This is a genomic window from Natrinema soli, assembly GCF_028618695.1.
In genome coordinates this window covers 89,070-100,180 of the sequence record NZ_JAQIVI010000091.1, presented here as the reverse complement: position 1 = coordinate 100,180, position 11,111 = coordinate 89,070, and the positions used below count along the sequence as shown (strand labels likewise).

Here is an 11,111-nt window from a genome sequence, read left to right as displayed (position 1 = left end):
TCCCCCCCTTTTTTGTGTGTACGACCACACGCTCGCTTCGCTCACGTCCTCCCCATCTATGAGGAATCCTGCTATGTGAACGAACAACGTGGAGAGTAATGGCTTTTTTGCCTATCTCTATCCACGACCTCAGATTTCCTCGTTTGGAAGGGTCTGAGACTTTCTCGGAGGGAAACAGCCCGCGAGCGGTCCCTTCTTGATGCGGTGCGGTGCGGTCGACGAGTGAGTAGCGTAGTCACTCGTGGAGGGCAGCTGGCCCACTGCGGGCCGGCAAGGCCCGCAGTTTTCCGGTCAGTGTTTCGGTATTATCCTGTTGGTGGGTTATATTCCTCTTCTCTGGTTAGCATGTGAAAGATAGATACCAGCAGCTTACGTCCTGCTGCAACCCGAGCAACTTTCTCCGGCTTGTTCTTCTGCTCGCGCAGCCGGTGGTAGAACTTACCCAAGTATGGATCCTGGCCATTATGGACAGCTCGCCACGCTCCTTGGACGACAGCCGTCCGCAGGTACTTGTTGCCCTGCTTGCTGATTGACCCTTCCGTCCGCGAGTCAGCCGACTCGCGGACTGATGGATCTAATCCAGCGTAGCTCACCAACTCGGGTGACCGGTCGAAGCGTTCTATCTCACCGATCTCTGCGTAGATCTGCAGCGCTGTCAACGATCCCACGCCAGGGATCGTTTTCAACCGTTGAACTTCAGGGATCTCTGCTGCTCTGGCTTCGATCTCTTCGCCCAACGAATCGATCTTCTCAGTAAGTTCGTCAACTGTCTCGAGGTACGTTTCTAACAGGATGTCGCCCGGATCCGCGAGCGTGAGTTCTGCCAGGAACTCACGCCCGCTTTTGTGGAACAGCTCTTGAGGCGCCTCAACGCCGTGCTGATCGAGCAATGCATGCACCTCGTTTTTCCACTTGGTGCGTTCATCCACCAAATGCTCGCGTCCGCGCGTCAGCGCGCGGAGCGAGCGGATCTCTTCTGGTGGGACGTAACTCTCAGGCACCATATCTGCGCGTAGGAGCTCTGCGAGTTTTGCTGCATCGATTTCGTCGGTTTTACGACTTGACTCAGCAATCCACGATAACTCGAGCGGATTCGCGACAGTGACCTCGAGATAGTCACTGAGTCTGTCGTAGATCGCATAATAGTTGCTGGTTGCTTCCAGCACAGCTTGGCTTCCTTCGTACCGAGTAGCGATCTCGTCGAGGTTCGCGTTGCGAACGCGAACCTCTTCGAGTGGCTCTTCGTCGGTCGATTCGTCTGGCAGGACTGCAACTTGCGATTCGCGTTTGTGCAGATCTATTCCGAGTACTGGCATGGTTACCTCTGGAGTGAGCATGCGTGATGCGGAAATCCATCTATACGGGCTATGCAGCCGGCTGCCACATTGGCAGCCGGCGTGCGATTCCAGTCTTGATTCCTTCGCATGGTGGGTCACTCAGCCTCACACGTTTTTGACGTGGGGGAGGATCGACCTCTTCACTCCCTGTCGTACATCACGCTCTAGGGAGTTAGCAGGATTCCTCACCAAGTCAGCCTCCTCCCTGCGGGGCGCACTCGCGTGCGCCTCCTTGGTCGTCCCTCGCGCGTTCTGCGCGCATTCATCGCGCGCCACCGCTGACACGGCTCGAAGAGCATCATAGATCCGTCTATTGTTGTGTCAACTGTAGATCGATAAATTCGTTGTCTCGCTCTCAGATGTCCGAGATCAACTAGTTCTCATACTGCGTGCAAGATACACAGCGCGAATGTCGCACGGACCGAGGACGATCTGCGGAAGGGAGTGATCGGTCAGTACAGGTCAAGCAGTTACCGAAGCAGCTATCGATCTATCTGAAGTATGCCAAAAGCCGCTGCTGAATATAGAGTATGAGTTCAGTACCGTGATTGCGTTCTATTCAAGCGGATCTCACTGGATAACCCATTAGGATTTCGTTGCCTTGCACCGTCTACAGAAACTCAATCGCTGGTAGCAGCGCTAACACCCTCAGGTTCCGAAATCCGTAGTAACCTCGAGACACCGAGTACATCCTCGATGATTTCATGCACAACATCGATGTGCTCTCTGTTGGTAAGATGCGAATCCACAGCAACGAGTGTCGAGATCGAATGCTGGCGAGAGATCTCGACAGCATCGACGAGAATCTCGCAATCATGGCCGATATCGAGATCCCGCCTGAACCGACGTAACAACTGATCGTTGCTCTGCTGTGTGAAACGTCGGTCAATCAATTCTTCCGGAAGCTGCACCTGATACAGTTCTATATCCTGAAGACAGCGACGTAGTGTCGACAACTGCTCTCGCTTATCCATATCATACCAGCTCATCTGGATATCGTCCCGGAAATGACTCCGGTCGTTCGGACTGACGTGGATATCCCGGTCACGCGGCTCGTAGTCGAAAATCTCGTTGTCAGTATCGCGAAGGTAGGCAATCACGTCATCGTAGAGGCTGTACCGGCGTTCACAGAGCGCATCGAACTCGCCGTTGGCCTTCCCGCCAATCACCGTATAGAACGACTCATCATCGATGAGTCGTTGACAGCCTCGATCCTCCTCAAAATCCCCCGGAAGGTGAGTATATACGTAATTAACCATCACCGATGTATCCAAGTTGAGTTGGGAGGCTTCGCTCATTCAGTCCCCTCCAGAACCTCTCTTGCCATCTCGTGCAGATGCACCATCTGCTCCTCGTCAACTCGCTGCGAGTGATGGCCAGCTCGCGGAAATAGATCCGCATCAGCACATCGCTCACTCATCCGATTTCGTTGAGACAGTAGGTCTTCGTGGAAGCTCGTAAACCGGTCTGCATGCTCTTCGACCAAGTGGTGACGGTTCGGGCCCTCTGCGGTTTGCGTGGAAATGTACAGCGCCGGGTATCGCCAGACATCGTAATAGAAGTACGGCGCGAGATCCTGTAACACGCTTTCTTGCTCGCTCGATATTGACTCGAGGGTCGTGAGTTGCGCAAACACCTGCTCAATCACATCCGTTCCTCGAGTGACTAAGTCCACAATCTCGGACAGCTCGCCGATTTCCGCAAGCTCGAGATGGAGGTCAGAAATGAGCAATCGGAACTCTCGTTCGTCCGATCCAGACAGCAGTCCTCCCTGCGAGCCTCCGCCGAAATCCGCCAGCGAATGATTCGTTGTTTCCTGCTCAATCGTCTCATCCAAGGTTTCGAGGTGCTTTCGGATGTCCGTCGACGTGAGATACAGGTCGATGTACTCGTCGGAAGCGCATTCCTGATAGAAGTCGCGAAGGAAGTCGAATTTCCCGGTATACCAAACTTCCCGTAGGTCGTAATCGTTGAAGAAAACCTCGGACGCGAAGTAGTCCCGATACTGTTGCACTTCCTCGCTTTCCCCGTGATCGCGTCGAATCCCAGCCGTGTTGGTGGTCATCCGGCCTGGGGCGTTGTCAGGCTCGCCGGCAACCTTCGTGTAGGCGCCAGCAAGGTACCAACTATAGGTAACAGGGAGGTCAAACTCCCTAATCGCGAAGTAGCACAGCTTCTCTTGCTCCGTTCGCGTGATGTTTCGACCAGGATCGTCGAACACGTCCTCTACTGCAAGCTCAATACCACGTAGAAGCGCGTCTGCATAGGGTTCCTCCTCACTATATGGGTTGTTCGCGCCGGGTGTGGGAGGAGTCATGATTAGGATATTCCCGCTATGGTGCGGATAGGTTTTGTGATACTGCTTCGGCAGTTCGATACCTGCTGGTGAGTGCTGTTCCTAGTATCGTATTCAACAGGGATAGTCAAAGATGGTGGCCTCGGACTGAAAGTGAAGTTCGACGAGCATCTTCCGTCTCTACCGATTTGAGCAGCCCCAATCACGATCTTCGTCGGTAATCGATTCGCGCCCTATTCAGCACGCTTCCACGAACCCTACTCGTGACTGATAGAATACTCGCCGCTCAATAAGCACGTGAAGTGAGCGTATGGTTCACCGGTTTTGGTGTGAAACAAACAAAGTCGTCGTGCTGCACTCATTCTCTATAGTCAGCAGGCTGTTTCTATCAGATAATGATTCTTCCCAGCTTATGGACTGCTGGACCCATCAACCGACGGTTGAAGCACCACTAGCCGGACCGCACCCACAGCAGTAGAGAACGCAGAGAGGAGACCGATCGAGTGATTGCTTCGTTCGACGCAATTGTGGCGTTGTTCGACCCCGGAGAGGGGTAGAGGGTTTCGAAAAAGATGTCGATACATGAATCGGTCAGCCGACCGGCGACCACACAGGCACTCGAGACGTCGGTGAGTATTGACGCACGGTTTGATACGTGGGACTGCAAACAAGGCAGCGTCCGATCGTGGGCACTGGGCCGGCGGCAGTGTGTGCTCTCGTTGGTTCGCTTGCTCGCAGACGAAGCAGGGGAGCTGGCGTTTTCGACGCCGATGGAGGTGACGGTCGCACCCACGACATCGTACCAACCATCGGCAAGCTGGCACGATCGCTTCACCGGCACGTATCAGGTGGCTGTGTACCCCAATGCAAATCCGGACTGGGGATCGATCGAAGCCGAAGTCTCCACGCTCGAGGAAGCACTCGAGGTCACAGAAACCGTCTGTAGTGATCTCGAGGAGCAATACGATCTGTTGACGGAAGACGAGCGAGAGAACGGCGAGGTCGCCTTCTCGTCGCGGGGACCGAAGCCGATCGTCTGAGTCGAAAGCCTCGCGAAGAGCGCACGGCTCGGTGGCGTTGTTTGCCCCTCTGAGAGGGGTGGAGGGAAAAACAGATGGACGAAGAACACATCCCCGGATACCTGCTGTGGGACGCGTGGAGCAACCTCAGAAGCATTGATCAGGATCAGCTGAGCGACGACGATCGAGAGAAGGTCAACGAAGCAATCGAGCTGCTTGATGAAGTGGAGGTTTGATTCGCGTGAACGACAGCTCTCACGTCCCACGCCCTCGAGAGCACGAGCTCCCTGGTGGCGACCTCGCAGTGTCGAGCCACTGGGTCCACGGTGTTCGCGATGCGACTGTCGTCACTGCCGAGGACCGACCGCTGTACCGCCTTCTCATGGATCTCCTCGCGGACGTTCAGGTCCCCGACTGCATGCCGGCTCGGCTCGTATCTGACTGTGAGGACCTTGTCGACGTGAAACGAGCGGTCGAGAACCTCGATCGAGGCCGTGCTGATGTTGGTGGCGTCGGCTGGGGCATGGGCTACTGCTACACTGTCCGGGACGCAATCGAGGAGTACCGGGACCGCGAGCCGCTGACGCTCGTTGCAGTTGGTTGCTCGGGCTCGAAGTACGAGGTCGATGACCCAGTTCCAGCAGCGGGCCTCTACCGGGGCGCGTACTGGTCGTGCAAACGCGAGTACGGCCTGACGATCGGCGACGATCGGCGGATCATCTCGGCTCAGCATGCACTTCTTCGATTTGACGAGGAGATCGCGTACTATGAGCGAACGCCGGAGGACCTCGAAGGGATTCCGGTCCACTCGAGTGAACGGCTTCCGAACGGGGAGGACGTCAACACGTTCCTCGACCAGTGGGCATTCAGCGTCTACGAAGGGCTGACCCGTTGGCTTCGAGCAGCCGCGGGTGGGATCGATCCACGAGATGTTTCGCTCGAGGTCCTCCTCGGAAGGAACTATCGTAACCCGCTCGAGGAGCAGGGTGTGTTCGATCGGCTTCGTGGCCCAGCCGATCTTGAGATCTCGTTTCTATTCCAAGAAGTGCCCGAGGCGCAGGGAGGAAACGGGAATCAAATGGGGTGGATGGCCGACGAGGTTGAGAAGGGGTCGGTGTGACAGTGGTGACCCAACAGGTAGGAACAACGGACAAGGTGGGGACGAGGCTGTCCAAAGAATTGTGAGGATGTACGTGAGGTGACTGAGGGGCGCTTCTGTGGTGCGTCGTTTTCAGCCCACCCGCTGCCTCCCACCCACCTCCAGGTTCCGGACTGCTCACTGCGCTCACTCCGTTCGCTCGTTGCGCTGCCGGGCTTTCCCCGTTGCGTGCCGCTCACGCTGGACAGCCGGTGGCGTTGTTCGTCCCCCTGAGAAGGGTAGAGGGATCAAAGACGATGCAAACTGCCAGCCGGATCACGAAACCACTCATCGTTGAATTCACTACCGAACCCGATTCTGCCGTCGAGCAGTCCCGCTTCGGCGTATTCGACGCCCCTGAGCACACTAACACGAGCTGTGACTATTGTGGGAAGTTTGGGCTTGTTCCGACGCAGAGCTGTGAAACTGCCTGTGATCTTGGCGTTCAACTGATCTGCTCCGACTGCGAGCGTGCGTGACTCGAGACGACCACCAGTCAACACCCAATCGCACCCGACCTATGTCTACATCACCATCAGCACATCCGATCGAGCGACTTGAACCGACCCAACGGACGCTCCAACGCGCCCAGTACGAAGCCTTCGAGTTCGAACTTGTCGCACAGGGCGTCCTCGTTCGCAACGCCAGCCACGCGAACCCCGAAGACCACGAGTACCTGGTCACGATCGAGAACGGCTTGCCGCACAGCTGTCGGTGTCCAGCAGACGAACACCACCAGGGCGCGTGCAAACATCGGGTTGCAGTCGCGATTCGAACGTCCGTTCTCGAGGCTGCACGCAACGCACAGCGGATTCGCGAACTGCAGACCGCAGCGAATCCGCCGGCGCCGTGAGTTACCCCACGAGTGGAACAAAGTACGAAAGAGTGGGGTAACTCTGTCAGACCGATCAGCGTCTGCACGAACGCACCGCGCCGCACGTGGTGTTGTTCCACCCTCGAGAGGGGTGGAGGGTTTCAGAGATGTCACGAGCAGACGAGACGACAGCACAGCCAGCGGAGACACCCGATGAAGCGCAGTCTCTCGGTGAGACAACGCCACTTCCACGACGGTTCCTTGCAACTGCTAGCGGGCCGGTCGACCGGATCACTGACTACGGTGACGAGACGACCGAGCGTGTTCGCGCCGACATCTCCATCGAGTACTCGATCAAGACGCTCGAGGAGTTCGCCACGTTCTGGAGCTTCCGCGATTACCGCAGCTGGAAGCGAGCGGCTCTCCTCGAGCGACAGGAACCCGACGCTGTGACGTACGCCGTCGACGAGGACGACCTCGAAGCGTGGGAGGTAACGGTCGACGGACGTGTCGAAGCGTTCACAGGACTCGTCAAGACGATGGCCGACTACGATGGACGAGATCCTTCTTGCCGAGACGCCATCCCTCATCGGATTGCAGCTCGGATTAACGGTCTCACCGATGGTCGCCAAACGACTGACGACGTTCTCACGGAGTTCGCTGACGAACTTCACCGAGCAGAGCTGTGGGGGCTTGGAGCGCACCTTACTCTTCTGAACGCCAGACACGCTCACCATGAGCCGATTGAACAGCAAGCCGTAACGCTTGCTCGCACGCTTAGTGACGACAGGGGTGAGGCGTGATGAGCAAGCAGTCGATCAAACTTGGTGACGTCTGTTTGGACCTCGCACAGGGGCGACCAGTGCACGTGGTCACCGATACTGGCCAGACCGTCGCTGAGTGGTCCGAGGCAAACAACTACAATCTGCTCGATAATTACGGAAACTCACGATTCGATACAACCAACGACGATCGCGTGTTCGATGTCGTCTACTGTTCGAGCCTGAAGTCCAGGCCCTCGAAAACCTACGCGTATCCTGAGTCGCGGCTTGGCCGCATCGAGAGCGAGGCAGCCGATGCTGGCCGTCAGGTCGCCGATCGTGTGGTCGTCACTGTCCTTGAAGAGCTGTTCGAACGAGCAGCCAAGGATGACGAAGGAGCGGTAGCCGTCCTCGAGCGCTATGCTACCGACATCGGATATCAGGACGAGGCTGCTGAAGCGCGCGAATTGGCTGAGGTCGACCGGATCATCGGAGGTGAGGTCTGATGATGGCCGATCTGCTGACGTACGTCGACAGAACTGACGCACCCGAGGACACGCTCACCGAATCGCAAGTGTGGGCGCTTCGCCAGGGCGTTCAAGCGGCGATCGACCGTGGTGACGAGAGTCTCTCACTCCCATCGAGAGCACTCTCATCAGGTCGATGGCATCACTGGGGCATCGGCATTTCTGTCTGGCTCCACGACAGCGGCGTCGTCGTCCTCCAGAAGGATGGAAACACGATTGTGACCGACATCTCGATGCTCGAGCACGTTTCGCTGGTACTGGCTGGCGCTCACGGACAGGTCGGCCAAATCAGACGTGTGGATCCGGGCGAAGACGAGATGTGAGATTCGGCCCCTTGAACTCTCTCCATCGCAGGCTCCACAGCGACCGCTTCGACCGTGACAGCACGTGGTGTTGTTCCACCCTCGAGAGGGATGGAGGGTTTGAACCGATGAACCAGTTCAGAACCATTGATCAAGTGGTACAGCGAGCCGAATACTACGAAACCGACACGGGCCGAAAACTGCGCCTGCGTGCGGAAGCCACCGTTGTTGCTCGTACGGAGCGGTTGGTCTCCGACGGCGGGACTGTAGCCGCCGAGGCCACTCAGAGCGAGTCCGAGAAACCGACGTACACGCGGCATGTTGAACCGCCGGAACAGGGCGGGAAGGCGTACGTCCGGTGTACGCACTGCAAACGCGAGCTGCTGGTCGAACTCGGTGGACAGGATAAACTGTCCCATGCGCCCAGCTGCCCGGAGCGTGAGTCGCGATGAACGAGTCCACCGACAACTGGTCTGACGAACGAGTGCAGGCCGAACTCGAAGCAGTGCCGGCCGATCTACAAACACTCGAAGAGCACCTGGTCGAGCCGTTGACTCTCGCAGATGCAATCGCCGAACTCGAGACGACAATCGCCGTGTACGAGCAGACGGCCGTGGAGGCCTAACGATGCCAGAGTGTTCGAACTGTGGCAGTCACGTCACAGAACAGTACAAGCGGGTATTTTCGGACAACACCGGAACGCTCCACGCCTGTCCGAACTGCCGATCCCAGCGCGAGCGATATCATGGAGCAGGGGCGGGACTAACGGTAGAGGTGAATCATGGAAACTAGGCAACTTGAATACGAGTGGTCGGAAACGCCCCCAAGCACCGCAATTATCGAAGCGATCGCGAGGCTCGAAAACTGCCGTCAACCGAGCTGGGACCAACCCACGGGATAGTCCTGTCCGACACCATCGACTCCGAGGCGCTCGATCGACTCGTCACAACCGGCGAATCGGTGTCGGTCGCGTTCTCAGTCGGTGAGTATGACGTCAAACTCACCGAGAGGATGCTGCTCGTTCGCACGACCTGAGACACGATCACTCGATCAGCAGCGAGTCGTGCGAACTGTATACTCTGCCTTAGTCATTCTGTTGATATTTCACCTTTTCAGATGAATTTCCCTGAAACAACTGTTTCGTAGAGATGCGAATGTTGCGTTTGCTCTGGTACCAAATTACTGGGGTGGAATAGGAAAGGAAATGGATTCCGTAGCCGTTTTCACGTGACTATATTTAGTGAATGCCAGGGATGTGGGTTCGTTCTGCAAGCGATGAACGATGCTAACCCCAATCCACTACATTGGGGTTCGTGCCCCGTTGGGGTTCGTGCCCCGACTGCGGTGGTACTGATTTCATTCCTATTGATACGTAAGTCTCCAGATGTAACGTTCTCAATACCGAGAGTATCTGCAACGACATCGGGAATGTAGTAATAGTAGAGGCCGGACACTACTCGAGCAGACCCAGGTCCTCAAGACGCTCAGTAATGACACCAAGAGCCTGTTCAGCATCGTCAGTGTCTTTTCCACCGGTGACGACCAGTTTTCCGGAGCCAAAGAGCAGGGCAACAACATCAGGCTCGTCGAGGCGATACACTAGTCCTGGGAACTGCTCAGGTTCGTACTCAATGTCCTCGAGTCCGAAACCGATCGCAATCGCGTTCAGATTGAGATTGCGGCCGAGGTCAGCACTACTGACGATATTCTGAACGATAACTTCCGGGCCCTCTGGGACCTCAATTTTGAGATCTCGAAATGTGTCGAAGACTATCTCCATACTCTCATGGACATTCTCGAGGCTTTTTGCGCCAGTGCAGACGATTTTTCCGGAACGAAAAATGAGAGCGGTGGATCTGAAATCTGGACTGCGATAGATGAGGCCGGGGAATTGTTCAGGATCATAGTCAGCTCCCTCAAGGTCCATTGCGACACTCTTGAGATCCAGTTCCTGTCCAATACTGGATGATGCGACCACGTTTTCGATTCTAATGGAGTCCTGCGGCCTTGTCATCTATCAGTAGTAAGCGTATGCGAGTGTTATAATGTTCGACGTTGCTGCTGTACGTAACACGGCGTCTTCTTGAGGTGCTCCGAACTGAAGCTCCAACCCGTTACGTGAGAGTGCAAATACAACACGAAACCTGGCTCAATTTGCAAAGGGAGTATTCGCCCAGGACAGGTACACGTAGAGACAACTCTTTTGATCTGTTGATAAGACCTCGTTTCACTTTCACTCCACTACCCGGAGATTAACGAGGGCAAGGATAAGAGCAGAGAATGACGACACACCGAGGAGTTACACAACACCATGAACTACGACGATGACGACCGCTGGGAGTTCGCTCCCGAAGACGAAGGAAGTATTGCCACCGATGCGACCGACTCGAGAGCCGTCGACGACGGTAGCTACGAACGCGTCGACGACTCGCTCGAAAACGATCACATAGCGTATCCAGACGCTCCTGAACCAGCGTCCTATGAGGACGACTTCACCGCTGAGAATCGCTGTGAGTGTGGCACAGAGATCGCTCACAATCGAACAAAGTGCGACTTCTGTCTCACGAACAGCCTCGATTACGGAGATCTGGCGGTCGAGCCTGACACCGAGCGCGAGCTCACTGGACTGATTCACATCCTCGTCGACGCGAAAACCGAGCACACCGCCATTAGTAAAGCCAAAGCCGTCTTCAAAGGACTGACTGGTAATCCCTTCACCACCTCTATCGACGGTATCGACGAGTGCGAAGTGATCGCTGACCTCGAGGGCGAGCTCGTCACGCGCTTCACTCGCGAGTGGGGCCAGTTGCCTGGTGCCGCCGCCGTCGAGACGACTGAAGGACAGCGCCAGCTCGATATCATCCGCCAGAACGCCGGCCACGACTACACCATCGCTGCTGACGACAGCACCGACAAC

16 protein-coding genes are annotated in these 11,111 nt (G+C 56.3%); 12 read left to right on the top strand and 4 right to left on the bottom strand.

The features are described 5' to 3' along the window. Positions 1–305: 305 nt before the first annotated feature. The 3 genes from PGX04_RS05960 to PGX04_RS05950 all read right to left on the bottom strand — a co-directional run bounded on the left by PGX04_RS05960 (position 306) and on the right by PGX04_RS05950 (position 3,654). Positions 306–1,316 (bottom strand): IS110 family RNA-guided transposase, encoded by a 1,011-nt coding sequence (locus tag PGX04_RS05960; protein ID WP_273737665.1) that lies wholly within the window; start codon positions 1,314–1,316, stop codon positions 306–308. Between the two features lie 641 nt (positions 1,317–1,957). After that, the gene (locus PGX04_RS05955) at positions 1,958–2,635 is read right to left on the bottom strand and encodes a DUF8169 family protein (protein WP_273737664.1); all 678 of its coding nucleotides are present in this window, start codon (positions 2,633–2,635) and stop codon (positions 1,958–1,960) included. Beyond that, positions 2,632–3,654 (bottom strand): DUF8098 family protein, encoded by a 1,023-nt coding sequence (locus PGX04_RS05950; RefSeq protein WP_273737663.1) that lies wholly within the window; start codon positions 3,652–3,654, stop codon positions 2,632–2,634. The genes PGX04_RS05955 and PGX04_RS05950 overlap by 4 nt, the downstream gene beginning before the upstream one ends. Positions 3,655–4,262: 608 nt before the next feature. Here PGX04_RS05950 and PGX04_RS05945 point away from each other — a divergent pair. From PGX04_RS05945 to PGX04_RS05900, 11 genes are all read left to right on the top strand, one after another. Further along, positions 4,263–4,673, top strand: a complete 411-nt coding sequence (locus PGX04_RS05945) for a hypothetical protein (RefSeq protein ID WP_273737662.1) — start codon at positions 4,263–4,265, stop codon at positions 4,671–4,673. Between the two features lie 74 nt (positions 4,674–4,747). Further along, the gene (locus tag PGX04_RS05940) at positions 4,748–4,888 is read left to right on the top strand and encodes a DUF8012 family protein (RefSeq protein ID WP_273737661.1); all 141 of its coding nucleotides are present in this window, start codon (positions 4,748–4,750) and stop codon (positions 4,886–4,888) included. 5 nt (positions 4,889–4,893) lie between these two features. Further along, positions 4,894–5,772, top strand: a complete 879-nt coding sequence (locus tag PGX04_RS05935) for a DUF6884 domain-containing protein (RefSeq protein WP_273737660.1) — start codon at positions 4,894–4,896, stop codon at positions 5,770–5,772. Positions 5,773–6,310: 538 nt separating this feature from the next. After that, positions 6,311–6,643, top strand: coding sequence for an SWIM zinc finger family protein (locus PGX04_RS05930; protein ID WP_273737659.1), 333 nt, complete (start codon positions 6,311–6,313; stop codon positions 6,641–6,643). A 128-nt stretch (positions 6,644–6,771) separates the two neighbouring features. After that, positions 6,772–7,407: a hypothetical protein gene (locus tag PGX04_RS05925; protein ID WP_273737658.1), complete on the top strand. Its 636-nt coding sequence runs from the start codon at positions 6,772–6,774 to the stop codon at positions 7,405–7,407. Beyond that, positions 7,407–7,871 (top strand): hypothetical protein, encoded by a 465-nt coding sequence (locus PGX04_RS05920; RefSeq protein ID WP_273737657.1) that lies wholly within the window; start codon positions 7,407–7,409, stop codon positions 7,869–7,871. The genes PGX04_RS05925 and PGX04_RS05920 overlap by 1 nt, the downstream gene beginning before the upstream one ends. Next, the gene (locus tag PGX04_RS05915) at positions 7,871–8,215 is read left to right on the top strand and encodes a hypothetical protein (protein WP_273737656.1); all 345 of its coding nucleotides are present in this window, start codon (positions 7,871–7,873) and stop codon (positions 8,213–8,215) included. The genes PGX04_RS05920 and PGX04_RS05915 overlap by 1 nt, the downstream gene beginning before the upstream one ends. Before the next feature lie 107 nt (positions 8,216–8,322). Further along, complete coding sequence (locus PGX04_RS05910; protein ID WP_273737655.1) at positions 8,323–8,646, top strand: DUF8118 domain-containing protein; 324 nt, start codon at positions 8,323–8,325, stop codon at positions 8,644–8,646. Further along, positions 8,643–8,819 carry a hypothetical protein gene (locus PGX04_RS05905; RefSeq protein ID WP_273737654.1) on the top strand — a complete coding sequence of 59 codons (177 nt, stop codon included), beginning with the start codon at positions 8,643–8,645 and terminating at the stop codon, positions 8,817–8,819. Before PGX04_RS05910 ends, PGX04_RS05905 begins: the two co-directional genes overlap by 4 nt. 2 nt (positions 8,820–8,821) lie before the next feature. Further along, a complete protein-coding gene (locus PGX04_RS34445) occupies positions 8,822–8,986 on the top strand; it encodes a DUF7563 family protein (RefSeq protein ID WP_425498433.1) in 165 nt (54 codons plus the stop codon). Positions 8,987–9,001: 15 nt separating this feature from the next. Then, positions 9,002–9,229, top strand: a complete 228-nt coding sequence (locus PGX04_RS05900; RefSeq protein ID WP_273737653.1) for a HalOD1 output domain-containing protein — start codon at positions 9,002–9,004, stop codon at positions 9,227–9,229. A gap of 418 nt (positions 9,230–9,647) precedes the next feature. Here the strand turns inward: PGX04_RS05900 and PGX04_RS05895 are convergent, their stop codons facing one another. Then, positions 9,648–10,208 (bottom strand): TATA-box-binding protein, encoded by a 561-nt coding sequence (locus tag PGX04_RS05895; protein ID WP_273737652.1) that lies wholly within the window; start codon positions 10,206–10,208, stop codon positions 9,648–9,650. Positions 10,209–10,505: 297 nt separating this feature from the next. Between PGX04_RS05895 and PGX04_RS05890 the strand changes: the two genes are divergently transcribed. Beyond that, positions 10,506–11,111, top strand: a 606-nt coding sequence (locus PGX04_RS05890; RefSeq protein WP_465263795.1) for a DUF7995 family protein, incomplete at its 3' end; no start/stop codon positions are given.

Coding starts and splice junctions, on each gene's coding strand:
- PGX04_RS05960 (WP_273737665.1), bottom strand. CDS start 1,316: ATGCCAGTACTCGGAATAGATCTGCACAAACGCGAATCGCAAGTTGCA.
- PGX04_RS05955 (WP_273737664.1), bottom strand. CDS start 2,635: ATGAGCGAAGCCTCCCAACTCAACTTGGATACATCGGTGATGGTTAAT.
- PGX04_RS05950 (WP_273737663.1), bottom strand. CDS start 3,654: ATGACTCCTCCCACACCCGGCGCGAACAACCCATATAGTGAGGAGGAA.
- PGX04_RS05940 (WP_273737661.1), top strand. CDS start 4,748: ATGGACGAAGAACACATCCCCGGATACCTGCTGTGGGACGCGTGGAGC.
- PGX04_RS05930 (WP_273737659.1), top strand. CDS start 6,311: ATGTCTACATCACCATCAGCACATCCGATCGAGCGACTTGAACCGACC.
- PGX04_RS05925 (WP_273737658.1), top strand. CDS start 6,772: ATGTCACGAGCAGACGAGACGACAGCACAGCCAGCGGAGACACCCGAT.
- PGX04_RS05920 (WP_273737657.1), top strand. CDS start 7,407: ATGAGCAAGCAGTCGATCAAACTTGGTGACGTCTGTTTGGACCTCGCA.
- PGX04_RS05915 (WP_273737656.1), top strand. CDS start 7,871: ATGATGGCCGATCTGCTGACGTACGTCGACAGAACTGACGCACCCGAG.
- PGX04_RS05910 (WP_273737655.1), top strand. CDS start 8,323: ATGAACCAGTTCAGAACCATTGATCAAGTGGTACAGCGAGCCGAATAC.
- PGX04_RS05905 (WP_273737654.1), top strand. CDS start 8,643: ATGAACGAGTCCACCGACAACTGGTCTGACGAACGAGTGCAGGCCGAA.
- PGX04_RS34445 (WP_425498433.1), top strand. CDS start 8,822: ATGCCAGAGTGTTCGAACTGTGGCAGTCACGTCACAGAACAGTACAAG.
- PGX04_RS05895 (WP_273737652.1), bottom strand. CDS start 10,208: ATGACAAGGCCGCAGGACTCCATTAGAATCGAAAACGTGGTCGCATCA.